Source organism: Oceaniferula flava, assembly GCF_016811075.1.
GTDB lineage: Bacteria > Verrucomicrobiota > Verrucomicrobiia > Verrucomicrobiales > Akkermansiaceae > Oceaniferula > Oceaniferula flava.
In genome coordinates this window covers 214,202-237,478 of the sequence record NZ_JAFBGL010000004.1, presented here as the reverse complement: position 1 = coordinate 237,478, position 23,277 = coordinate 214,202, and the positions used below count along the sequence as shown (strand labels likewise).

Genomic DNA, 23,277 nt, shown 5'->3' with positions numbered 1-23,277 from the left:
TGATGGGCTAGGGTGCGGTCATGTTTCGCACCTTCATTGTTTTCGTTCTGGCCGTCTGTCAGCTAGGGATCGCCACGGCGGCATTTGATCTTGAGCCACTGAAACAATCCTACGCTAAGCAGAAGACCTACACATCTGTGAAGGTGAAAATGCGGCAGACAAAGAAGCTGCCGTCGATGACCCAGCCGGTGAAGAACACCGGCTACCTCTGGCTGATGCCAGGCAAGGCCTTTCGCTGGCAGCTGGGCGACCCGAAGGTGCAGAGTGCCGTGTTCGATGGGCAGCAGGTGTATTTGCTCAACGAAAAGAAAAAGACCGCCGAAGCCCATGATCCGAACGATCGGAAAGTGAAACCTCTGCTCCTGATGTTAGGCATTGGCGAGGCCGCAAGCTTCGAGAGTTTGTTGGAAAACTTTGAAGTCACCGGTGTCACCCGCACGGGCAGCCAGTATGCCGCCGCCCTGTCGCCGAAGTCCGGAAAACTAAAGCGCGTGATCGTGCAGATGGTGCTGCAGGTGAGCCTGAAGACCGACTACATTGAGCGTATCGAGTGGACCCAAAAAGATGGCTCCGTGATCATCACCGAATTTGCCCGACCCGAACTCAACGCTGCTCTGCCGAAGGACATTTTTGTGGTCGATAAGAACCGCTACCAGTGGAAGTAGGTGGTGGTTTATTTCACCGCGTAGAAATCCGCATCGTGCACGTCCCAGATCATGTGTTTGTCGCACATCTCCAGGAGCTTTTGATTGTAGCTGGAACAGGTGCCGTTGCCTGATGCCATGCTGGAGATGACGCGGCGGACGTGGCGTTCCATGATTTTTCCCGGGCTGAAGTAGCGTTTGCCTTCGGCGAAGCTGCTGCCGGCTTCATACATGCGCAGGATGCGACCGTCGTAGAACTGATCGATGAGTTTTTGCCAACTCTGGTGCCAGTGGCGCAGCTCGTTAATGTATCGATCCAGCGCTTGGTCGCTGTCGCGTGGTGCGATGCCTTTGGCAAAGAGGTGTTTGTCTAACAGTCGAGCGGCTTCCAGAGACATGAACAGGCCGGGCGAGAGCATCGGGTCGACAAAGCCAAAGGCATCGCCTAACAGGATGTAACCCTTGCCGTAACCCTGCTGGCTGATGAGCTGGTAGTTGGTGTAGGTTTTCACCTCGGTGATGCGCTTGGCATGCATCGCCTTGTCTTTCATCAGCGGGTCCTGATGGATGGCGGTTTCGAGTCGTTGTTCGGGCGTGTCGCCGAGCTTCTTGGCCGCCTTTTTATCCATCACCACGCCGACCGATAATTTCCCCCGCAGAGGAATGCGCCAGGCCCAGCCGTGGTCGAGAATGGAGATGATGATTTGGCCGGGGATGACTTCGTCGTGGAGAAAACCATCGAAGTGGGCGAAATAGGCGACGTCTTTGCGGCTGCCGGTGTCGGCGGGTAGATCCAAGGTGCGGGCCAGCAAGCGATTGCGTCCGGTGGCGTCGATCAACCACCTGGGGTGATCGTTTAGCCCGGCGGCGCGTAACGACTCATCGGTGAGCTCAACATCGCGCTGCGGATGCTCGCTGCACTGCACCTTTGCCCGGTGGTGGATGAACGGCACGCCGAGTTCGATGGCGCGCTCGCGCAGGATGTTATCGAACTCCGGCCTGGGCACATTGTAGGCGTAGCCGGGTTCCTTTTTTCCGTGTTTGGTGAACTTCAAGTGCACCCGCGTGTCGCTGGGGTGGAAGAATGAGGCGCCCGGTTTTTTCACCGAGCAATCAGCCACGCGCTCTTCAATGCCGAGTTTTTTCAGTGTCTGCACCACGGCGGGCACCAGTGACTCGCCGACTAACAAGTCCGGCCGTTTGTCGTCGTCAAACACCACGCAGGGAATGCCGCGCAGGGCGAGGAAGCAGGCCAAGGTGCAGCCGGCAGGTCCGGCTCCGAGGATGGCAATGGCGGGGTTCTCTGAATGCAGATCTGGCATGGGGCGAGAGGGCGGATCAGTGACGCTTCACCTTGCCGCTGGCGGTGAGGTCAATGGTGGTGACTTGCTTGAACTGCACTGGCAATTTGTAGGCGGCCAGGCGGGCGGCACAGTGAGCGCGTAACTCGGCCGCGGTGGGGGCGTCATGGTCGGCTGCGGCGATCCATTCGGCGCAAGGGAAAGCGCCAAGCGCCGGGTGCTCACCGGCGAAGACGCGGCTGCGCGCGATGCCGCTGTGCTCGTTCAGCACGGCCTCGATTTCTTCGGGAAAAACTTTCATGCCGCCGATGTTGATCACGCTCTTGCTGCGACCGCGCATGATGAGTGTATCGGGTTCTAACAACTCGACCAAATCGCCGGTCGAGAACCAACCGTCCGGGCAGAGTTCCTGGCGGGTTTGCCAGGGGCTGAGGTAGGCATCGAACATCCCCGGGCCTTGGAGCTGGAGCTCGCCGATGTTGGGGTCGTTTCCATGGGCGTGGCTGCGCCAACGGTAGGCGGGAAGCACTTGACCCAGTGCGGTTGGGCGATCGCTGGCATGGCGCAGGTTCATCACCGGCAGGCCGACCTCGATGATGCCGAGCGCCTGGGTGAGCGGGAGCTGGAAGCGCTGCTCGAAGGCCTGGGCCACTCCCTCGCTGAGGGCGGAGGCGGTGGACATGGCGAGTCGGAGCTGGGGCAGTGGCTCGGCGCAGCGGCACTGTGCCAGTTGCGCGAAGTGAAATGGACTGCCGTAGAGCAGCTGCGAGCCGGACTCCTTGGCCGCTTGATAGATTTGTTCAGGCTGGTGCGAGGTTTCTAACACCGTGGTCGCTCCGTAATACAGATAGAGCACAATGGACACCGCGAAGTGATGCGCCATCGGCAGGGTCCAAAGCACGGTTTCGCCGGCTTGAATCTTCAGTCCCTCATTCGCCGCCGCGATCCGTTCTAACAACGACCTGTGTGAGAGCACCACGCCCTTGGAGGCCGCGGTGGTGCCGGAGCTGAAGCGGATGAATGCGGGGCCGATCGCGTTGAATGCATGCTCCGGAAATGTTGGCTGGCTGGCGGGGCACGCTGCCAGACGTGCCTGACCCAAATCGAAGGCTAAGTCGATCTGCCCCGAGTGATCCTCTGAGATCACAGCGTGCAAGGCGGTGGCGGTGATCAGTTGCTGCTGCTCGGCCTCCGTCAATTCATCGGGGATGGGGACGAAGCAGGAACCGGTCTCTAACACTGCCAAGGCAACCACAATGTAGCCCAGGCCGTTGGGAAACTTCACCCCGATGCGTGGTAGCAGCTGATTCGGCCATGCCGGCTGCGCCCGGAGTTGTTCGCTGACCTCCGCGACACTGGCAAAAAGCGCCTCGTAGCTGATCTGACGATCGCCGTCGCGGATGGCGATGAGGCTGCCGTGCTGGCGTTTTTTGATCTCCTCGACGATGTTCACCGGCGTGATGGATCGGTGTTGGTTAGAAGGAGAAGCTGACCCCCATGGTGAAGCCCAAGGCATCGACGCCTGGGTTGGGGTCGGTTTGGCCACCATTGGATAGGTGCTGGAAAAAGGCACCGCCGTAGATGCCGAAATCTTGGCTGACCTGATAGCGCAAGCCGGATTTTGCAAACCAGTTCAGGGTGAAATCCTGCCCCTGGCCACCGACCACATCAGTGCTGTTGGTCAGGCCAACGCCGCCGCCGATGGCGAAGTAGGCCGACCACTTATCGTTGGGCGACCACCACTCGATCGATGGTGCCGCGGAGATGCCGAAGTAATAGTCCTCAGGTCCGTGCTGGATGTAATCGCCGATCAGTGAGAACTGGTGTCTGGCGATGAGCTTGGAGCCATTCGCGAAGTCCTTTTTCATCGAATACGGCAGACGCCATGAGATTTGGGTCGGGACGATGCGGTAGGAAATGGGGGTGTTATTCCCGACGTTCCAGATCAAGCCGGTTTCCACATCCATAACGCGGCGTTTCCATGACGGTTCCTGCTTTTCAGCAGGGGTGTAGCTGAGCTCCCCGGCAGAGGCGGGTGCGATGACAGAGAGGGCGGTCAGTGCGATGGCGGTGAGGCGTTTCATGGGATGCACGGTGGGGTTGGCAGTGTTCGATGAGGGGGGCTTAGGCAACAAGCGAGCCGTGTTTCTTTTTCTTTTCGGCCATGAGCTTTTTCTGGTAGCGGCCTTGCACCACGTCCATCAGCACTAGCACGGCGATGACGAAGTAGAAGGTGGTTTTGTTCATCGCATGCACCGGATGTCCGAAGAAGCTGAGGTTCGCCTTGTGGCCGCCTTCGGAAACCAGCATCACGCCCACGATCAGCAGGATGAACAGACCGAGCACTTCGTAGAGGCGGTTTTTCTGGAGAAATTCGGAGACCTTGTCGGCGAGCACAATCATCAGAACACCACTGACGACGATGGCGATGGAAACCACCCAACCGACAGTGGTGATGGCAATGGCGCTGAGGATGGAGTCGAAGGAAAATACCAAGTTCATCATCACGATCATCGCGATGACCTTCGCCGCACTGGTGGTGGCGCGGTCTTTTTTCGCTTCGTGATGTTCTTCGAGACTCATCATGTGCATGACCTCCTTGATGGCGGTGTAGATGATAAAGGCACCACCAAACAGAGTGATCATGGCGGCGAAGCTGATGTCTGCTTTGACAAAGGCATTGTCCAGATGAGTCCATGGCTCCTTGAAGGCATTCATCATCTTCAGCAGGACGAAGAGTAGGACAATTCGCAGCACCACAGCAATGCCGATGCCCCAGGTGCGGACGGCTTTTTGTTTTTCCAAGGGCGCCCGTTTGGACTCCAGAGAGATGTAGAGCAAGTTGTCGAAGCCGAGCACGGCTTGCAAGGCGATGAGCATGAGGAGGTCGATGGCGTATTCCATAGCGCGCTAGGGAATAGCAGGCCTGTGGGTGCTTGCCAAGCCGAGATCATGGCGCATGATAGGGCCATGAAGCAAAACCGACTGGGACAAAGCGGCATCGTTGTTAGCGAAATCTGCATGGGAACGATGACCTTCGGGCAGCAGTGCGATCAGGCATTGAGCAATCGTATTATGGACAGATCCGTGGATGCGGGGATTGATTTCTTCGACGCGGCTGAAATTTACCCGGTGCCGCCGTCCAAGGAATTAGCCGGCCTCACCGAAACTTGGGTGGGGGAGTGGATGAAGGGGAAAGATCGCGACAGCCTGATCATCGCCACCAAGGTCGCCGGTGCCGCCCACGGCTGGTTCAACCCACCAGTCCGAGGAGGTAAGGCAGCGCTCGACCGTCACCACATCCGCAAGGCGGTGGAAGGCAGTCTGCGCCGACTGCAAACCGACTACATCGACCTCTACCAGGTCCACTGGCCGGACCACGGCATGCGCTGCGAGGACACCCTGGCCGCGCTCGACGAGCTGGTGGAAGAAGGGCTCGTTAGAGCGATCGGTGTCAGCAACGAAACCAGCTACGGCCTGATGAAATCGCTGTGGACCAGCGACACGCACGGGCTGACACGCTACGACACCATCCAGAACAACTTCTCCATCAACAACCGCCGTTTCGAAGACGAACTGGCTGAAGTGTGCCGACACGAAAATGTCAGCCTGCTCCCCTACAGCCCCCTCGCCGGCGGTGTGCTGTCTGGAAAATACAACGATGGCAAACTGCCGGAAGGGGCTCGCTTCAGCGACTACCTCAAGAACGGCCAGCCACGCCAAAAAGCGATGGCCTCACGCTTTGTGAACGACAAAAGCTTGGAAACCACAGCCCGGATGATCGAGATCGCCAAGGAGGCCGATATGGATGTGGTCACCCTCGCCACGGCCTGGAGCAAGCAACATGACTTTGTCGCATCCACCATCGTGGGTGCATCCTGTGAAGAACAGCTGGATGCCATTTTTGCCGCCGCGGACCTCACCTTGGACGACGAGGTGATGGCGGCCATCGATGCGGTGACGAAGGAAATTCTCTACCCGATGCACTAACGAACCTTATGGAAACAGATCGCGCGGCTCACCGGGGCTGCGCGATTTTTTTTTACCGCAATCACTTTTGATCTCGTTTGAGTGTCGTGGCGGGGTATATGTGCAGCAGTGCACGTTTTCCCCGTGCAATGAGCTCTATCAACATCTTACACACTATCCGATGAAATCACTGATTACCGCCCTCTTTTTCTCTGCTGCCGCCATGATTGAGGCTGCGGAATTTCGCACTTGGACATCCATTAAAGGCACCACCGTTGAGGCTCAGTTTCTGAAGCTGGACGGGGAGGAAGTTTACCTGGTCACCAAACAACCTTCCGAGATCAAACTGAAAGCGGCCGACCTTTCGCTGGCCGACCGACAGTATCTCGTCGAGTTCGCCCAAGCGGACAAGGAGCTCATTTTCAAAGGCGACATCACCGTGCCGGAACACGAAATCAAGCTGCCGAACGATTTCCTCAAGGAGATGGAGCAGATCCTCAATTTCCCAGGCGAGTCTGACCTCTCGTTCAAGCTGCACGAGACCGAGCACTTTGTCTTTGCCTCCAACGGAAAAATCCGGGTCAAGGGACTGGCTGAAACTGCCGAAGCCTGCTGGCACGGCATGGCCTTCCAGCACATGGAGTTCCGCGCCAACTGGGGGGATGAAAAGATGCTCGTCATCGTGCCGGATGGTCAGGAAACCTACGAAGCGCTCGGCGAGTATCAGGTGAACTTCCTGAAAAAAGCCGGCCAGCAAGACGCCGCCATGCACACTGAGAACGTCTGGGACAAGGTCGGGTCCGTCAATATGTTCGTGCCGGAAGGGGAAGCCAAAGACCTCAATCTGATGCCGCGCGCCACGGTTTTTCACACCCGCGACAGCAAAGCTTTCCGCGATGAATTCGTGCCTTTCCAGACCCACGTGATCTGCTCGGCGCTCTACAGTTTCCAGCTCGGCGGTATGTCGCAGGTCAGTGGTAGAGGGTTTTTTGCCCTGCAAACCGGCCACGCCTACTACAAGGAAATCCTGCTTTGTAAAAAAACTCAGACGAACCTGCTGAGCAGCGGCAGCGAAGGTGAGATCGCCTCCAAAAGCGGCTTCAAAGACGGTCGCTCATGGGCCCGCACCCTGCGCTCGCTGGTGAAGCGTGGCAAGGTGGAGCCGAAGCTGCAGGAGATGCTCGATCTCGATGTGCACAAGCTCGATCCTGAGAAGCTCGTGCTGATGTATTCTTTCTCCAGCTATATGCAGAGCACCCCGAAGCGGATTGCCTCCTACGCGAAGCTGACCCGCCAGATCCACACCTCGAACCAGATTCCAGACACCTCGGAGATCGCCCGCATTTTCGGATTCGATTCCGTGGAAGCGTTCACCAAGGATTGGTCGGACTACATCAAGAGCAACGACTTCCGCTAATACCCAGTCACCCATTTTCCCCATGAAACTAACAACCCTCATCGCTGCTGCTTGTTTGTTCCTGCCCTTCACCGCCACCGCGAAAGAGGGGATCGAATATCGCAAGTTCACGGCCACCAATGGCAACTCGATCAGTGCCGTGATCGTCGATAAAAATGAGACGGCGGTGGTGTTTTTGTTAGAAAATGGCAAACGGGCTACGGTGCCGCTGACCACTTTGTCCGAGGACGATCGATCCTACGTCAAAAGCTGGAATAAGGCCAAGGCAGTGTTCCTGCGCGAGTGCCGCAGTCTCTCCGTTGGTGAGCTGCTCACCCTGCGTGGCTACGAGGCTATTCCGATCAAGCTCGAGGGGAACACGATGATGGTGCAGCTCGAAATCAATGGCAAGCCGGCCAAGATGGTGCTCGATACCGGTGCCGGCAGCAGCCTGCTGCACACCGGCGCCTGCAAACGCGTCGGCGCGGCGCTCGGGCCATTCGATTACAAAGTTTACGGCGTCTCCGGCGAAGCCCCGGCAGCTCTCGCTCAGGTGGATGAATTCAAGGTCGGTGAGGCGGTTTTCAAAGATCGTCAGATCATGGCCACCGACATGGCTAAGGATATGGCCCCCGGAGCCAAGGTGCGCGACGATGGTTTGTTAGGCGCTGAAGTCCTCTCCGACCTCGAAGCGGTGATCACCTACCGCGAGCGCAAATTGTTCATCCGCCCGGATCGATCAGACGTTAACGAGACCGAGGGTGACACCTCCGAAGACGCACTGAGCTTCCGTATTTTCAAAACCAAACGCGGCAAAATCTACCGTGGATTGATCGCCTCCAAGACATCCACCGTGGCGACCATTGCTCAGCAAAATGGCAAAAACGTGCAGGTCCCTATTTCCCTGCTCTCACCTGAGGATGCCGCCTACGTCATCAGCTGGACGGAGGCCCGTGCCACCTTCCTGCGTCATTGCCGTAGTCTAACAATCAACGAGCTGCTGGAGCTGCGTCAATACCTAAGCTTCGAATATGAGCGCCGCGGCAACCATATATTTGTCGATGGCAAACTCAACGACAACGACGTCACCTGGATGATCGACACTGGAGCGGACAACTCCCTGCTGCACATTGATGCGGCGAAGGAACACGGCGCCAAAGTCGGCTCGATGACCAAGGAAGTTTGGGGTGTCGGCGGCAAAGCACCTGCAGCTGCCACCGATGTGGACTCGGTTTCTCTGGGGAAAGCGGTATTCCGCAAACGCAAAATCCTCGCTACAGATCTCGATCGTTTTGACTCGGGCCTCGACTACGTCGGCCTCTTCGGTGCCGATTTCCTGCGTGAGACTTACGCGGTGATTACCTACAAAGAGAAACGCATTTTCCTTAAACAGGAATAGGGAATGGGTGGGAAAAACGGCTGGATGTCAATTGACCGCTAAAGCGAGACAATCCAGCGTGAGCACGACTGTGAAGGTGAGCTTATACAAGCTCCCGTCACATGACCGATGCCACCCACCAGGGAGTTATTCCCGCCGACGCCGTTTCCCTAGCCGACTACCAACGTCTCGCTAGTAAACGCCTCTCGGCCCAAAACCTCGCCTACCTCAATGGTGGGGCAGGGAGTGAACGCACGCTCAGAGCGAATACCGAGGCCTGGGGTGAGGCGTCGCTCTGGCCGCGGGTGCTGCGGAAGTTTGATCACGCGGACACCCGGACCACGATCCTGAACCGCCGGCTGGCCAGCCCTTTGCTGATTGGCCCCACGGCCTACCACAAGCTATTCCACCCCGAGGGCGAAATCGCGACCGCCACTGCCGCCAGCGCGCTGCGCACCCCCTACATCGTCAGCACCCAGGCGAGCACCTCGGTGGAGGATATTGCCAATCAGGCGGACGGCACCCCGCTGTGGTTCCAGCTCTACATTCAGCACGACAAAGATTTTACCAAGCAGCTGATCCGCCGTGTGGAGCAGGCCGGTTACGAGGCGATTGTGCTCACCGTGGATGCTCCGGTGCACGGCATCCGCAATGCCGAGCAGCGATCTGGCTTCCGCCTGTCGGATGCCGTGGAGGCGGTCAACTTGCGCGATTTACCCGCGCCGCCGCAGTCGGCCTCTGCCTTTGACCCCGCATTGCTCGCGGCCATTCCCAGCTGGCAGGATGTCGCTTGGCTAAGGGAGCTCACCACCTTGCCGATTTTTATCAAAGGCATCCTGCACCCGGCGGATGCGGTCGAGGCGATCGATCACGGCGCCGACGGCCTCATCGTTTCGAACCACGGCGGCCGAACCCTCGACCAACTGCCCGCCACACGCAGCGCCCTGCCACACATCGTCGCGGCGGTGGAAAAGAAGGTGCCAGTGCTGGTGGACGGTGGCATTCGCTGCGGCAGCGATGTTCTGCAGGCGCTGGCACTGGGCGCTGATGCGGTGCTGTTAGGCCGCCCCATCTTACACGGACTGACCACCGCCGGAGCGGCCGGAGTCGCCCACGTTCTCAAGCTTCTCCAGCACGAGCTGGAAGTCGCGATGCTGCTCACCGGATGCCGTGACCTCAGTGAAGCGCCCGCCATCCTCTCCCACTCATCCCATTTCTAACTACCTACGAAACATGAAACATAACGAACAGAGAAACGGTTTACAGTCGCCGCGCAGCCTACGCCAGGCGTCGATTTTTGGTCAATACGCCACCGCAGGAAGCATCGCCGGAGCCATGCTCATGGCAGGAGGGGCCGGCGCAGCCGAGTCCGATAGCGACGACGACGGCCAGCTCGATCCTTCCGTGATCAATGCCACCGAAGGCAGCAAGCTGAACCCAACCAAGCTGGCCTCCCCAAAATACCCGGCCCCGCTAAGTGAGATCCCACGCACCATCACCGTGGTGCCTGAAGAGCTGATCAAGCAGCAGAACGCCACCACCATCGCGGATGCCCTGCGCAACGTGCCGGGGATTTCCCTGCAAGCGGGCGAAGGCGGAACTCCTGCCGGCGATCAGCTGACCCTGCGTGGTTTCGATGCCCGCACGGATTTCTTCATCGATGGCATCCGCGACATCGGCGGCTACACACGCGACCCGTTCAACTACGAGCAAATCGAAGTTTCCAAAGGCCCCGGCTCCACGGACACCGGACGCGGCTCCACCGGCGGCTCGATCAACCTCGCCACCAAGACTCCGAAGCTGGAGCAACTCCGCGATCTAACATTCGGCGTGGGCACCGATGACTTCTACCGCGTCACCCTCGATTGGAACCAGCCGCTCTCCGAGACCTCCGCATTCCGCCTCAACCTGCTCGGTCACTCTGCCTCGAATTCCGGTCGTGATTGGGTGGAAAACGAACGCTGGGGGATCGCTCCGTCCATCGCGTTTGGTTTGGGAACGGACACCGTCACCACCCTCAGCTACATGCACATGTCGGCCGATAACATGCCGGACTACGGCATTCCATGGGTGAACAATGAGGTGCCATCCGGTGTCGATTTTAACAACTGGTATGGCCTCATCGATCGCGATTATTCCCACGTGGACACCGATATTTTCACCGCCGAGGTGAAGCACAGCGTCAATGCGGACTTGGACCTGCGTGCCATCGCTCGCTACGGTCGCAACCATCGCGACTCCCTGATCACCGCGCCACGTCTGGATAGCACCACTGCGGACCCCTACGATGTGCGTCGCACCGATGAGAAGTTCCGCCTGCAGACCACCACGACTACAGCCTTGGCCTTCGATCTCAACTACCGCTTCAAGACCGGTGGCTGGGAACACACGCTGATCGCCGGGGCTGATTACACCTGGGAAAAAGATGTCAACGAAGGCCGCACCTCGGACGATTCCGGAGCCCCTGGCACCGACCTCTACGATCCGGATGCGCACGGCGTCGATACCTCTACTTACTCGAGCACCGGCACCACGGTGGCCCGCACGAGCACGATTGGATTTTTCCTCTACGATACCATCAAGTTCAATGACCAGTGGTCGTTCAACGGAGGGCTGCGCTATGATAACTTCGATGCCGAAATTGGTGACGCGTCGCAAGTCGATAACTTCGTCAGCTGGCGCTCATCGGTTTCCTACAAACCAGCGGAGAATGGAACGATTTACTTCGCCTACGGCACTTCGGTGAACCCATCGGCGGAGGCGCTTTCCTTCGGCCGGGGCAATGCCAACCTGGGACTCGACCCTGAAGAATCGGAAACCTGGGAGCTGGGAACGAAGTGGACCTGGATGGACGATCGCATCGGTTTCAACGCAGCGATTTTCAAAACCAACAAAACCAACGCCCGCACCACCGATCCCAGCACGGGTGACACCGTGTTAGAAGGCGACATCCAAGTGCAGGGTGTCGAGCTGGGCCTGACCGGTAAGATCACCGATAAGTGGAGTGTCTTCGCTGGCTACACCTACCTCGATGGCGAGCAGAAGAGCGATCCGGATCCGAGCCTCGAAGGTGGCACGATTGGCAACACCCCCGAGCACTCGTTCTCCATCTGGACCACCTATGATCTCACCGATGATCTCACGATCGGAGGTGGCATTCGCTACGTGGGGGATCGTGATAACGGTAGAGGTCGTATCGCTCCATCCTACACCACCTACGATGCCTTTGCCTCCTATCAGGTGAACGAAGACGTCTCCCTGCAGCTCAACGTCACCAACCTCACCGACGAGGACTACGTGGATCAGGTCGGTGGTGGTCACTTCATCCCTGGCGCAGGCCGCACCGCCACGGTCTCGGTGAAATACAGCTTCTGATTGGTGTGTAAGCTAACCCTGCGTGCGACTTCGCGTCGCGCGTGGGGTTATTTGCCCAAGTCTTTTCCACCGCATCACCCCGCATTCATCCCCAGATCAATCCCGCGAGATATCATCACTTGAATCACTTGATTCGTTGAGAGCCTACGGTTAACTACGCCCATGAGCAGCACAGAACCATCGCCAACACCACGGCCGAAGAAACGCCGTAAGAAGGCGTTCTGGACCAAACAATTCTATCTCTGGCACTGGGTCAGCAGTGCGATTTGTCTGTTTGCCATGCTGCTCTTTGCCTTCACCGGCATCACCCTGAACCACGCCGCGGATATCCCCGCAGAGCCTGAGGTGACGGAAAAAAGCGGCGAAGTCCCCGAGTCCATCTCCGCAGGCATCGCCTATCAGGAAGAGGCGGAGGATGAAAAAAAGCCACTGCCGTCCGATGTCGCCGCCCACCTGGGCAAGGAGATCGGCGCCCCGCTGAAAGGTCGCGATGCCGAGTGGTCCGAGTATGAGATCTACCTCAGCATGCCACGCCCCGGTGGCGATGCCTGGCTGATGATCGACCGCGAAACCCGCGAGTTCACCTACGAACACACCGATCGTGGTGTCATTTCCTACCTCAACGATCTGCACAAGGGTCGCCACACCGGCAAGGCATGGTCGTGGTTTCTCGATATCTTTTCCGGCGCCTGTGTGATCTTCTGCCTCACCGGTCTGGTGCTGCTCTGGGTGCATGCCAAACGCCGCCCGAGCACCTGGCCAATCGTCGCCGCTGGCATTTTGGTGCCCATTCTCCTTGTTATCTTTTTTGTCCACTAACAGCATCTATCCATTATGAAAAAATCCACCCTGCTTCTCCTCGGCGGAGCCACTGCCGTGCACGCCCAAGGCTATCAGCTCGAAGTCGAAATCCCGCGCCTGAAAGTCTCAGAATACCATCGGCCCTACGTCGCCGCATGGATTGAAAACGCCGACCGCAGCCACGTCGCCAACCTCACCGTCTGCTATGACACCGAGATGAAAAACGACGAAGGCGAGAAGTGGCTCAAGGACCTGCGCCAGTGGTGGCGTCGTTCAGGTCGGGAGCTGGACATGCCAGTCGATGGCGTCAGCGGTCCCACCCGCCCACCGGGGAAACACAAATTTGCCATCACCGAGGCACTGGCGAAATTGCCACCACTCGCCGGTGGGAAATACACCCTCGTCGTCGAAGCCTCCCGCGAAGTTGGCGGACGTGAGTTGGTAAAAATCCCCTTCAGCTGGGATGGCAAGAAACTCAGCGCCGAGAAGGCCACTGGAAAATCCGAACTCGGTGAGGTCAGCGTCACTCCCATCGAAGCGAAATCGAAATAGTAAAACCTAACAAATCATGAAAAAAACCATCAAGACCACCGCCCTCGCCACCGCCCTGATCGGCTGCGCCATTCAGCCCGCCTTGTCCCACCGCGCTTGGCTGTTGCCATCCACCACCGTGCTCTCCGGAGAGAACACCTGGGTGACCTTTGACGCCGCGGTATCGAACAACCTCTTCTTTGCCAACCACCGCGGAGTCGACCCCGAATCAGTGCAAGTGATTGGGCCTGACGGCAAAGCAGCGAGCATCCAAAATGCCAGCCAAGGCCACTTCCGCAGCACCTTCGATTTGGAACTCAGCCAGGAGGGGACGTATCAGATTTTTTCCGGTCGCGACGGACTGTCTGCGATGTGGAAAGAGGGCGACGAGCGCAAACGCTGGCGCGGCACCGCCGAGGAGTTGGCCAAGGAAGGGTTGGCGAAAAAAGAAGGCGTCCGCCTCTCCGAGAACGTCTCGCGCGTGGTCACCTTCGTGACCTCCGGCAAGCCTAACAAAGAAGCCCTGAAGCCCACTGGCAAGGGCTTGGAAATCGTCTTCACCCACAACCATCCAAACGATCTTTTCGCCGGTGAGGAAGCCACCTTCACCCTGCATCTCAATGGCAAGCCAGCCGCAGCGACGGAAGTCACTCTGGTCAAAGGCAACGATCGCTTCCGCAACGATGCCGGCGAGGTCAAAGTGACCACCAACGAGAAGGGTGAGTTCTCCATCACTTGGAAAGAGGCGGGGCGCTACTGGATCAATGCCAGTGTTTCCGCAGACGGCGGCGAAATCGACGGCGTGCCGCTTTCCAAACGCTCCTCCTACACCGCCACCCTCGAGGTGCTCCCCGAGTAATCTTTAACCTCGGTTTATCATGAAATTGAAACCCTGTCTTCTCGCTGCCGCTGTTCTGGCTCTGGCCAGTCACTTGGCCCACGCTCACCGGGTGTGGATTCTGCCATCGACCACGGTGCTTTCAGGAGAAAGCCCATGGGTCACCTTTGATGCCTGCGTCTCTAACAACCTGTTTTTCCCTAACTACGTTCCGCTACCCACCGATCCCTTGGTGGCCGTTGGGCCGGATGGGAAACCTGTGACACTGCAGAATCCCAGCACCGGAAAACTCCGCAGCACCTTCGATCTGGAACTTGCCAAGGAGGGCTCCTATCAGATTTACGGTTTGCGCTCGGGCATTAGTGCGCACTGGAAAGAGGACGGTGAGAACAAACGCTGGCGCGGCGATATGGCGAAGCTGAAGGCCGAAGGTATTACCAAGAAACCAGACGTCGGCATCTACAATTACATCCGCCGCACCGCTACGTTCGTCACCGCTGGAAAGCCTAACAAGGAAGCTCTGAAACCACTCGGCAAAGGGCTTGAGCTTGTAGTGACCGATACCCATCCGAACGATCTCTTCGCCGGTGAAAAGGCAACCTTCACCATGCACCTCAACGGAAAACCCGCTCCCGAGGTGGACGTGGTGTTGATCAAGGGAGGTGATCGATTCCGTAACGATCCGGAGGAAATCAAAATCAAAACCGACTCCGAAGGGAAGTTTTCAATCACCTTGAAAGAAGCGGGTCGCTACTGGATGGAAGCAGTGATCGAGAAGAAAAGCGGCGAGCTCGACGGAGCTCCCCTCTACGATTACGCCACCTACGCTGTCACCCTAGAAGTCCTTCCTGAATAAGGGGAAAGCCAGTATCAGCAGATATTTATGGCTTCTCCACAGCCGCCGAACGAGCGCCAGGTTCTGATCCCCACGGACCTGACGCTCGATCACCTGCGCGGTGCCAACTCCGGCTTGGAGGTGGTGTTGTTAGAAGGTGAGACCATGGGCAGCTACTGGCGACTGCACTACCAGCGGCCGCCACACATTTCCTCCACCCACATCCGCCGGCGGGCTGAGCTCAGCTTTGACTTGGTGATCCGGCAGATGAGCCACTGGGATGCGGAGTCGGAGCTGAGTCGGTTCAATGCGGCGCCGGCAGGGGAGCGGTTTCAGCTGTCGCCAGAATTTAGAGCTGTGCTGCGGCAGGCTCTGGAAATTGCCAAACTAACAGACGGAGTTTACGATCCCACGGTGGGCCGACTTGTCGCCGGCGCTGGTTTCGGCCCGCACGCCGGCGCTCCTGAGCAGATGCCGGACACGCGTGGCAGCTGGCGCGATCTCAGTCTGCGTGCCGATGGCAGCGCATCACACGCTGGCCACTGTCAGCTCGACCTCTCATCCATCGCCAAAGGCTACGCCATCGATCACGCCGCCGCCGGACTGAAGCAACTGGGCATCCATGATTTTCTCTTGGAAATCGGTGGCGAGTTCCGGGGCGAAGGATGCAAGCCGGACGGTCAGCCGTGGTGGGTTGCTCTCGATCCGATGGGAAAACAAGCTGCCGAAGCGCAAACCGTGGCGGCGCTCTGCGGAATCTCTCTGGCCACCTCCGGCATCGCCGAGCAGCGGATTCGGATGGAGGATGGTGAATCGCACCACCTGATCGATCCTGCCACCGGGCGGTCAGCGGTCGGCGCGCTGCAGGCAGTCTCCGTTTTGGCGCCCACCTGCATGCTGGCGGACGCCTGGGCCACGGCACTTTTTGTCTTGGGTGAATCACGGGGGGCCGAATGCGCCGAGCAGCACGGCATCGCGGCCAGCTTCGTCACGCGTGCAGGTGCCGGTTTTCATGAAAAAATCACACCAGCATATACCCGTATGCTCACTGACTCCTCTGAGGATGGGGATAGCGTGGATGCTTGATAGATCGGGCATTCTAGGGTGCTAAATATTCACTATGACCGACTTACGGGTCAAAAAACTACAAATTTCTCCTTGTCAACAAGTTGAGATTGAGTCTCATTAGCGTCACATGGCCAAAGTGAAATCATTGTGCAAGTGGAAGGAAAAGGACATTGCCAAGCGCATCGACCTATTGACGGCGATCACTGAGGAGCCGAAGTTTGCTTGTAAGAAGTGCGCACGCGTGGCGAATACGAAGAAGGCCCTGTGCAAGGCGGTGCCCTTGGCCACGCGCTTACCCAAGATTGAACGTCTCCGTGTGGTGGCTTAATTCCAGCTCTTCCTTGCCTCCCGATAGATCGTCGGCTACGGTGACGTCCATGATTCACGAAGAACTCGAAGCCGCGATCAACGAGCAGATCAACCAGGAGTTGACCGCTTCCTACAACTACCTCGGAATGTCGACATACTTCGACGTCGAGAACCTCGATGGATTTGCCAACTGGATGATGATGCAGTCGGACGAGGAAAAAGTCCACGCCATGAGGCTGCTGCAATACCTTCAGGACCGCGGTGGCAAGGTGGTGCTGAACACCATTCCTTCACCGGAAACCGGCTACAGCAATCCGCTGCAAGTCTTCAAAAAAGCGCTGGATACCGAGATCGAGAACACCCGCTCGATCAATAAGCTTTACGAGCTGGCGCTGAAGCTCAACGACCACGCCACCAAGAGCCACCTGCAGTGGTTCCTCGACGAACAAGTGGAGGAGGAAAAGAGCATCGAGGATATCATCGCTTTGTTAGATCGCATTGGTGACGACAGCGCAGGCCTGCTTTATCTCAACGATAAGTTAGGCTCTCGCAAGGCTGAGGCAGAAGCATAACCATCATCACTGCTGTGGAAAAATACCACTGTCCGCGTGTCGCACGCCCCTTGGTTCTGGATGGTTTCATCTCTGATCCCGGCTGGGCCGATGTGCCCTGGACCAATGATTTTCAAGACATCACCGGTGACCCCTCCCTAAAACCCCGCTTTCGCACCCGCGCGAAGATGGCCTGGGACGATGACTATTTCTACATCGCCGCCGAGATGGAAGAACCCCACGTCTGGGGCACTATCACCGAGCAGAACGAGATCATGTTTAACGACAACGATTTCGAAGTGTTCATCGATCCCGACGGTGATTCTAACAATTACTACGAATTCGAAATGAATGCTCTCGGCACCATCTGGGAGCTAAGCCTTCCGGTGCCCTACAGTGAGGGAGGTAAGCCGGTGTTAGGCTGCAATTTGCCCGGGTTGATTCGGAAAGTGGGCGTGCGTGGCACGCTGAACGACCCCTCGGACACGGACGATGGCTGGTCGGTGGAGATCGCTTTTCCATGGAAAGAACTGGCGCAGTATAACCCTGGTCGATCGACGCCGCCGACCATAGGCGACATGTGGAAGGTGAACTTCTCCCGCGTCCAGTGGCAGCATGAAGTGGTCGATGGCGCCTACGTCCGCATCCCGCCGCACGGCACCGATCTCTGTGATGGTCTCAACCCCGAGGACCAGCAGCACCCTGAGGACAACTGGGTCTGGAGCCCGCAGGGAGTGGTGAACATGCACATCCCCGCGCACTGGGGCGAGGTGGTATTTGAACGCTAAGAGACGATGTTTGATCCTGCTACCATCGTCGCCTGGGTGATTTTCGGAAGTCTGGGGATGATTTATGTGGCGTATGGAAAATGGAAGGATCTCTGGCAGCCGAAGGCTCTGGGTTTCGGCCTGATGTTTTACCCGTATTTCACCTCCGGCACGGCATGGCTCTGGGGCATCGGCACAGTGCTGACGCTGGCGATCTTTCTTGCCCGCGATTGAGGGACGCTGGCTCGCTGGCGGCTGAGCTAGGAGATGGCTCGGTCTGCGACGGCTCAATCCCTAGAGAATAGCGACTTTCTCTCGTTTCTTAGGTCAATGAATGACCTGTGCAATGGGGTGGAATTCCTTGTTGAAATGAGGGTCAAACGTAATGTGCGACCGTCGTTCCACGTAGTCCCATGCACACTCCAGAATCTGGAGCATTTTCTATGATACCTCGATTATTTCCTCTGGTGGCTTCGGCCGTGATGCTTTCTCCATGCTTCGCCCAAGCGGCCGAGCCGATCTCCATTCAAGGAGCTGACCTCAAACTCGAAGGAGATTTGGGGAATTTCAAAGCCAGCTGGAGCTACGCCACACCCGAGCCGAACTTGCTGCTCGCCACCCTCAGCCTGACAGCTCCTGAAGCCGCAACGCCGCCACCACTGACGGTGAGCTGGTCGGTGCCGGCCGTCGATATGGTCGGCATCTGGACTCCCGACCCGAGCAAACCAAAGAACAGCCACATGGGCTTGAAAGTGGGCGCACGCGGCTCGAAGGCGATGCCGCTCTACAGCTACTTCGACTCTGGCGACCGCAACCGGATGACCGTCGCCCTTTCCGATGCTCTGCGTCCGAGTTTGCTCACCGGCTTTGTCCGCGAGGAGGATTCGAAACTCTACTTGGCGGTGTCCCTGTTTAAGGAAAAACAGCCGGCGCTGAAGAGCTACGAAATCACCCTGCGCTTTGATACCCGCCAGCTGCCGTATTACCAATCCTTGCTGGAAGTGACCCGTTGGTGGGCCGCGCAAGAGGGCTATCAGCCGACCCATACGCCGGAGGCTGCACGCCTGCCGCTTTACTCGACATGGTACAGCTACCACCAGCACCTCGACCCGAAAGAGCTGCTGGAAGAGTGCAAGATCGGCGGTGAGATGGGGCTGGCCGGGATCATCGTCGACGATGGTTGGCAGACGCTCGATAGCAACCGGGGCTATGCCTTCACCGGCGATTGGAAACCGGAGCGCATTCCGGACATGAAAGGTTTTGTCGATCAGGTGCACGCACTCGATCAGAAATTCCTGCTGTGGTATTCCGTGCCGATGGTTGGCGACAAATCCGAGGCACTGAAAAAGTTCAAGGGCAAGACCCTGCGCTACGTCAAAGGCTTCGGCGCCCACGTGCTCGACCCCCGCTACCCGGAGGTGCGCGAGTTTTTGATCGAGACCTACGAGGCCGCCGTGCGTGACTGGGGGCTGGATGGCTTGAAACTCGATTTCATCTCGATGTTCTCCGCCATCCCCGCCAAGGACCTCACCGCCTCCAATGGCCGGGACCTTGCATCGGTGGATGTCGCCGTGGATCAGATGATGACCGAACTCATCGCGCGACTGAAGAAAATCAACCCGGAGATCTTGCTGGAATTCCGCCAGCCATACAATGGTCCGCTGATGCGCAAGTATGGCAATATGCTGCGTGCCGTCGATTGCCCGAACTCCGGCCCGATCAACCGCAAGCACATCGTCGATGTGCGTCTGGTGGCGGATCGAACGGCGGTGCACAGTGACATGATCATGTGGCATCCGGACGAGCCGGTGGAAAGTGCCGCCCTGCAAATTCAGAATATCCTGTTCAGCGTGCCGCAGATCTCGGTGCGACTCGGTGATGTCTCCGCAGCGCACCGCCAGATGATCGCATTCTGGATGGATTACTGGATGAAAAACCGCAGCGTCTTCCTCGACGGTCGCTTCGAACCACGTGGGCCGGCGCAGAACTACCCGCTGATCATCGGTCGCAGCAAGGACAAGCTGATTGCCACCGTGTATCACGATTTATTTGTCCCTCTCGACGGCGAGGTTCCGGCACAAGTCGACGTGGTGAATGCCAAGGCCGGCGGTGACGTCGTGCTTCGTTTTGCCAAGGACTACGGTGCCGCCACCGTGGAAATCCTCGATGTCCAGGGGCAGGTGATTTCCAAGGAATCCACCACCCTGAAAGCCGGTGCCTCGGTCTGGAAAGTGCCGGCATCCGGATTGCTTAAAATCACCCAGACCGCGAACCACTAACCACGATCCCATTCATGAAACGTCCTACTTTTTCCCTCGCAGCGGGCATGGCTCTGCTGCTGTTCAGTCTGCCCGCCGAGGCTGCCAAGACACTTGAGAAGACCCCGGCCAATGGTCAAACCCGTCCTGCCGCCGGACTGAAGCTCGCCGGCATGTTCGCCAGCAACATGGTGCTCCAGCGCAACACCGAAGCCCCCATCTGGGGCAGCGCCAAACCTGGAGCGAAGGTGGAAATCCAGCCATCATGGAGTAGATCTGCCATTAAAGCGGTGGCCGATCGCGACGGCAAGTGGAGCGCGAAGCTGCAGACTCCTAAGGCCTCCACCGGACTATCGATCGAGGTCACCAGCGGCGACGATTCGGTAAAGCTCAAGAATGTGCTCTCCGGTGAAGTCTGGATCTGCAGCGGGCAGTCGAACATGCAGTGGAAAATGCGTGGCTTCGGACCCGACTATTTCAAAGAGGACGTCGAGAAGGCCAAGTATCCTAACATCCGCTTCTGCGATGTGCCGCAAATCATCGCCCTCGAAGAGCAGGACGATGTCAGAGCACGCTGGACGGTCTGTAATCCGAACTCCGTGCTGAGCTTCAGCGCGGTGGCTTATTTCTTCGGCTCCCGCCTGCATCAGGAGCTCGATGTCCCGATCGGTCTGGTCTCCACCAACTGGGGTGGCTCTGCCATCGAGGGTTGGATCCGCTCGGACCTCCTGGCCGAGGAACTCAAGGGCTACAAGCAGCAGACGGCCAAGTATCCGGAATGGAAAAGAAAACTCGGTGTGCTGCACCGCCGCAGTGGCAAGAAACCCAAAGGCCTCAATCAGTCGGCCCCATCCGTGCTCTACAACAGCATGATCAAGCCGCTGATCCCCTTCGCCTTCCGCGGAGTGATCTGGTATCAGGGTGAGTCCAATGTCAAACGTCCCTACGAATACGCCAAGCTGTTCCCTCTGATGATCAACGATTGGAGAAAGCAGTGGGGTCAGGGAGATTTCCCTTTCTACTTCGTCCAGATCGCACCTTATCAGTATAAACACGAACCCTATCCGGCTGCCCTCCTTCGTGAGGCACAGTTGAAGGCACTCTCGGTTCCGAACACGGGCATGGTGGTCACCATGGATGTGGGAAATGTGACCAATATCCACCCGAAAGATAAAAAGCCTGTCGGCGAGCGCCTGGCGCTCCTGGCCTTGGCGCGTGATTACGGCAAAAAAGGCGTGGTCGACTCCGGCCCAAGCTACCGCTCCGCCAGCGTGCGAGGCTCCACCATGGTGCTGGAGTTTGATGACATCGGTAGCGGCCTGGTCGCCAAAGATGGCGCCGATCTCAGCCACTTCACCATCGCGGGTAAGAATAAGGAATTTGTCCCAGCCAAGGCGGTGATCAAGGGCAACAAAGTCATCGTCAGCAGCCCGGAGGTTAAGAAGCCTGCCGCCGTGCGCTTCGGATGGGGCAATGCCGACTTCACCAACCTGGCCAACAAAGAGGGCCTGCCCGCCTCGTCGTTCCGCACGGACGACTGGGACATCCACGCCAACTCGAAGTAGTCACGATTTTCCACTCATTCACACTGATCATTATGAAAGCACATCAAACATTCGGAATGCATTTTCCAAAACTCGGCCGCTGGCTCAAGTCGGCGGCGATGCTGGTTTGTCTGGCGCCCGCCCTGCTTAGCGCGGAAAAGCCCAACATCATCATCTTCCTCGCCGATGACCTCGGCTACGGCGATCTCGGTTGCTACGGCCACCCGATCATCAAAACGCCGAACATCGATGCCTTGGCGTCCGAGGGCGTGCGGCTGACCGATTGTCACTCCGGCGGCACCGTCTGCTCGCCATCACGTTCCTCCCTTCTGACCGGTCGGACACCCTACCGCGTGGGATTCTACACCATCGCCGGCCCTGAGCGCAGTCACCTGAGCAGCAAGGAAGTCACCCTCGCCAAGCTCCTCAAGGACGACGGATACGATACCTGTTTCGTGGGGAAATGGCACCTCGGTAAGTTCAAAAACCAGCCGGATCCAGGTGATCACGGTTTCGACCATTGGTTCGCCACCGAGGTGAATGCCTTTGATGGTCCGGAAAGCCCGGCCAAGTTCATCCGCAACGGCGAGCCCGTCGGTGAGGTGTCCCAGTGGTACTGCGATGCCATCGTCAAGGAGGCCAGCGACTGGATGGCCAAGCGCCCGGATCCCAGCAAGCCATTCTTCCTGGTGGTCTCCTATCACGAGCCCCACACCCCGGTTCATCCACCGGAGAAGTATTCAAAGATGTACGACAACGATCTGGTGAATAAACTGGAAACTGAAGTGGCCTACGGCGAGGTGCACCGCCCGCTCAACAAGTCGATTGTTGAAAATAAGAAGTATTACTACGGCACCGTCACCCAACTTGACGACTCCCTCGGCACCATGATGAAGGCCGTGGAAAAACTCGGTAAAGACGAGAACACCATGGTTGTCTTCACCAGCGATAACGGCCCGGAAACACCCGTCACCGTGCAGGAGTCCGCCAACCAGTGGGAAGATAACAGCCGCGACCGCAGCTTCGGCACACCTGGCCACTGGCGCGGGATGAAACGCTACGTTTACGAAGGCGGTCACCGCGTGCCCGGCATCGTTCGCCTCCCGGGTAAAGTCGAAGCCGGCTCGGTTTCCACTCAACTGGTCAATGGCACCGATTGGTTACCGACCGTTTGCCACCTCGCCGGTGTCGAGGTCCCCAGCGATCGCACCATCGATGGCACCAACATCATGCCAGCTCTCAAAGGGACCGCCGTGGAGCGTGAGATCCCCGCTTGCTGGATGTTCCCGGTGGGCTACGACTATCGCTACCTGCCCAGCATGGCCATGCGTGACGGCAACTACAGCATGATCGGCTGGTTCGAGCCGAAGCGCGGCGAGCAAGGTAACTCCGAGTGGGTCAAATCCACCAAACTGAACCGCTTCGCCCTCTACGATCTCAGCGTCGACCGTTCCCAGGCGAACGAGCTCAGCAAGCATCGCCCTGAGGATTTCGAGCGACTGAAAAAGAAAATGATCGCCCTCTGGACCAACATTCAGGAAGAGGCACCCGACTGGAAAAATCAATAAATTCCAGCCCGCGGTCACCCCGACCGCTGACAACCAATCACTTCCCCCAAGGGCTCATGCTCTTAGGGGGAATTTTTGTTGAGGTCAGTGGTTGCATCAGCGAGGAATGAGCGTCACGTAAGTCATGGAGGGGGGAATCTTTCC

22 protein-coding genes are annotated in these 23,277 nt (G+C 58.0%); 18 read left to right on the top strand and 4 right to left on the bottom strand.

Features of this window, described 5'->3' with window-relative positions:
* Positions 1–20 precede the first annotated feature (20 nt).
* Positions 21–665: a LolA family protein gene (locus tag JO972_RS08085; protein ID WP_309489524.1), complete on the top strand. Its 645-nt coding sequence runs from the start codon at positions 21–23 to the stop codon at positions 663–665.
* A gap of 8 nt (positions 666–673) precedes the next feature.
* Here JO972_RS08085 and JO972_RS08080 read toward each other — a convergent pair whose 3' ends face one another.
* The 4 genes from JO972_RS08080 to JO972_RS08065 are packed head-to-tail and all read right to left on the bottom strand — an operon-like array spanning position 674 to position 4,849.
* Positions 674–1,966 (bottom strand): NAD(P)/FAD-dependent oxidoreductase, encoded by a 1,293-nt coding sequence (locus JO972_RS08080; protein ID WP_309489523.1) that lies wholly within the window; start codon positions 1,964–1,966, stop codon positions 674–676.
* A 16-nt stretch (positions 1,967–1,982) separates the two neighbouring features.
* Entirely contained in the window at positions 1,983–3,398 is a 1,416-nt protein-coding gene (locus JO972_RS08075; RefSeq protein ID WP_309489522.1) for a class I adenylate-forming enzyme family protein, read from the bottom strand.
* Positions 3,399–3,420: 22 nt separating this feature from the next.
* Positions 3,421–4,029: an acyloxyacyl hydrolase gene (locus JO972_RS08070; RefSeq protein WP_309489521.1), complete on the bottom strand. Its 609-nt coding sequence runs from the start codon at positions 4,027–4,029 to the stop codon at positions 3,421–3,423.
* A 40-nt stretch (positions 4,030–4,069) separates the two neighbouring features.
* Positions 4,070–4,849, bottom strand: a complete 780-nt coding sequence (locus JO972_RS08065) for a TerC family protein (RefSeq protein ID WP_309489520.1) — start codon at positions 4,847–4,849, stop codon at positions 4,070–4,072.
* A 66-nt stretch (positions 4,850–4,915) separates the two neighbouring features.
* Here JO972_RS08065 and JO972_RS08060 point away from each other — a divergent pair, with 66 nt between their 5' ends.
* The 17 genes from JO972_RS08060 to JO972_RS07980 all read left to right on the top strand — a co-directional run bounded on the left by JO972_RS08060 (position 4,916) and on the right by JO972_RS07980 (position 23,133).
* Positions 4,916–5,935, top strand: coding sequence for an aldo/keto reductase (locus JO972_RS08060; protein WP_309489519.1), 1,020 nt, complete (start codon positions 4,916–4,918; stop codon positions 5,933–5,935).
* A gap of 160 nt (positions 5,936–6,095) precedes the next feature.
* Positions 6,096–7,331 carry a hypothetical protein gene (locus tag JO972_RS08055; protein ID WP_309489518.1) on the top strand — a complete coding sequence of 412 codons (1,236 nt, stop codon included), beginning with the start codon at positions 6,096–6,098 and terminating at the stop codon, positions 7,329–7,331.
* 22 nt (positions 7,332–7,353) lie between these two features.
* On the top strand, positions 7,354–8,709 hold the full coding sequence (locus JO972_RS08050; protein WP_309489517.1) for an aspartyl protease family protein: 1,356 nt from the start codon (positions 7,354–7,356) through the stop codon (positions 8,707–8,709).
* A gap of 101 nt (positions 8,710–8,810) precedes the next feature.
* Positions 8,811–9,908 (top strand): alpha-hydroxy acid oxidase, encoded by a 1,098-nt coding sequence (locus JO972_RS08045; RefSeq protein WP_309489516.1) that lies wholly within the window; start codon positions 8,811–8,813, stop codon positions 9,906–9,908.
* A 13-nt stretch (positions 9,909–9,921) separates the two neighbouring features.
* A complete protein-coding gene (locus tag JO972_RS08040) occupies positions 9,922–12,063 on the top strand; it encodes a TonB-dependent receptor (protein ID WP_309489515.1) in 2,142 nt (713 codons plus the stop codon).
* A gap of 162 nt (positions 12,064–12,225) precedes the next feature.
* On the top strand, positions 12,226–12,882 hold the full coding sequence (locus JO972_RS08035; protein WP_309489514.1) for a PepSY-associated TM helix domain-containing protein: 657 nt from the start codon (positions 12,226–12,228) through the stop codon (positions 12,880–12,882).
* A gap of 15 nt (positions 12,883–12,897) precedes the next feature.
* A complete protein-coding gene (locus tag JO972_RS08030) occupies positions 12,898–13,416 on the top strand; it encodes a DUF2271 domain-containing protein (RefSeq protein WP_309489513.1) in 519 nt (172 codons plus the stop codon).
* Between the two features lie 16 nt (positions 13,417–13,432).
* A complete protein-coding gene (locus tag JO972_RS08025) occupies positions 13,433–14,254 on the top strand; it encodes a DUF4198 domain-containing protein (protein WP_309489512.1) in 822 nt (273 codons plus the stop codon).
* Between the two features lie 19 nt (positions 14,255–14,273).
* Complete coding sequence (locus JO972_RS08020; RefSeq protein ID WP_309489511.1) at positions 14,274–15,089, top strand: DUF4198 domain-containing protein; 816 nt, start codon at positions 14,274–14,276, stop codon at positions 15,087–15,089.
* Between the two features lie 27 nt (positions 15,090–15,116).
* Positions 15,117–16,154, top strand: coding sequence for an FAD:protein FMN transferase (locus tag JO972_RS08015; RefSeq protein ID WP_309489510.1), 1,038 nt, complete (start codon positions 15,117–15,119; stop codon positions 16,152–16,154).
* A 109-nt stretch (positions 16,155–16,263) separates the two neighbouring features.
* A complete protein-coding gene (locus JO972_RS08010; protein ID WP_309489509.1) occupies positions 16,264–16,464 on the top strand; it encodes a hypothetical protein in 201 nt (66 codons plus the stop codon).
* A gap of 49 nt (positions 16,465–16,513) precedes the next feature.
* Positions 16,514–17,017: a ferritin gene (locus JO972_RS08005; RefSeq protein ID WP_309489508.1), complete on the top strand. Its 504-nt coding sequence runs from the start codon at positions 16,514–16,516 to the stop codon at positions 17,015–17,017.
* Positions 17,018–17,031: 14 nt separating this feature from the next.
* The gene (locus tag JO972_RS08000; RefSeq protein ID WP_309489507.1) at positions 17,032–17,784 is read left to right on the top strand and encodes a carbohydrate-binding family 9-like protein; all 753 of its coding nucleotides are present in this window, start codon (positions 17,032–17,034) and stop codon (positions 17,782–17,784) included.
* Between the two features lie 6 nt (positions 17,785–17,790).
* Complete coding sequence (locus JO972_RS07995; RefSeq protein WP_309489506.1) at positions 17,791–17,997, top strand: hypothetical protein; 207 nt, start codon at positions 17,791–17,793, stop codon at positions 17,995–17,997.
* 209 nt (positions 17,998–18,206) lie between these two features.
* A complete protein-coding gene (locus JO972_RS07990) occupies positions 18,207–20,042 on the top strand; it encodes a glycoside hydrolase family 36 protein (RefSeq protein ID WP_309489505.1) in 1,836 nt (611 codons plus the stop codon).
* Positions 20,043–20,056: 14 nt separating this feature from the next.
* Complete coding sequence (locus JO972_RS07985; RefSeq protein WP_309489504.1) at positions 20,057–21,586, top strand: sialate O-acetylesterase; 1,530 nt, start codon at positions 20,057–20,059, stop codon at positions 21,584–21,586.
* Positions 21,587–21,618: 32 nt separating this feature from the next.
* Complete coding sequence (locus tag JO972_RS07980) at positions 21,619–23,133, top strand: sulfatase family protein (RefSeq protein ID WP_309489503.1); 1,515 nt, start codon at positions 21,619–21,621, stop codon at positions 23,131–23,133.
* Positions 23,134–23,277: the final 144 nt, after the last annotated feature.

Bases quoted from the DNA above. Each gene is read 5' to 3' on its own strand.
- JO972_RS08070 (WP_309489521.1), bottom strand. From the start codon at position 4,029: ATGAAACGCCTCACCGCCATCGCACTGACCGCCCTCTCTGTCATCGCA.
- JO972_RS08055 (WP_309489518.1), top strand. From the start codon at position 6,096: ATGAAATCACTGATTACCGCCCTCTTTTTCTCTGCTGCCGCCATGATT.
- JO972_RS08025 (WP_309489512.1), top strand. From the start codon at position 13,433: ATGAAAAAAACCATCAAGACCACCGCCCTCGCCACCGCCCTGATCGGC.
- JO972_RS07980 (WP_309489503.1), top strand. From the start codon at position 21,619: ATGAAAGCACATCAAACATTCGGAATGCATTTTCCAAAACTCGGCCGC.
- JO972_RS08010 (WP_309489509.1), top strand. From the start codon at position 16,264: ATGGCCAAAGTGAAATCATTGTGCAAGTGGAAGGAAAAGGACATTGCC.
- JO972_RS08060 (WP_309489519.1), top strand. From the start codon at position 4,916: ATGAAGCAAAACCGACTGGGACAAAGCGGCATCGTTGTTAGCGAAATC.
- JO972_RS08085 (WP_309489524.1), top strand. From the start codon at position 21: ATGTTTCGCACCTTCATTGTTTTCGTTCTGGCCGTCTGTCAGCTAGGG.
- JO972_RS08080 (WP_309489523.1), bottom strand. From the start codon at position 1,966: ATGCCAGATCTGCATTCAGAGAACCCCGCCATTGCCATCCTCGGAGCC.
- JO972_RS08045 (WP_309489516.1), top strand. From the start codon at position 8,811: ATGACCGATGCCACCCACCAGGGAGTTATTCCCGCCGACGCCGTTTCC.
- JO972_RS07985 (WP_309489504.1), top strand. From the start codon at position 20,057: ATGAAACGTCCTACTTTTTCCCTCGCAGCGGGCATGGCTCTGCTGCTG.
- JO972_RS08035 (WP_309489514.1), top strand. From the start codon at position 12,226: ATGAGCAGCACAGAACCATCGCCAACACCACGGCCGAAGAAACGCCGT.
- JO972_RS08050 (WP_309489517.1), top strand. From the start codon at position 7,354: ATGAAACTAACAACCCTCATCGCTGCTGCTTGTTTGTTCCTGCCCTTC.
- JO972_RS07995 (WP_309489506.1), top strand. From the start codon at position 17,791: ATGTTTGATCCTGCTACCATCGTCGCCTGGGTGATTTTCGGAAGTCTG.
- JO972_RS08030 (WP_309489513.1), top strand. From the start codon at position 12,898: ATGAAAAAATCCACCCTGCTTCTCCTCGGCGGAGCCACTGCCGTGCAC.
- JO972_RS08040 (WP_309489515.1), top strand. From the start codon at position 9,922: ATGAAACATAACGAACAGAGAAACGGTTTACAGTCGCCGCGCAGCCTA.
- JO972_RS07990 (WP_309489505.1), top strand. From the start codon at position 18,207: ATGATACCTCGATTATTTCCTCTGGTGGCTTCGGCCGTGATGCTTTCT.
- JO972_RS08065 (WP_309489520.1), bottom strand. From the start codon at position 4,849: ATGGAATACGCCATCGACCTCCTCATGCTCATCGCCTTGCAAGCCGTG.
- JO972_RS08015 (WP_309489510.1), top strand. From the start codon at position 15,117: ATGGCTTCTCCACAGCCGCCGAACGAGCGCCAGGTTCTGATCCCCACG.
- JO972_RS08020 (WP_309489511.1), top strand. From the start codon at position 14,274: ATGAAATTGAAACCCTGTCTTCTCGCTGCCGCTGTTCTGGCTCTGGCC.
- JO972_RS08005 (WP_309489508.1), top strand. From the start codon at position 16,514: ATGATTCACGAAGAACTCGAAGCCGCGATCAACGAGCAGATCAACCAG.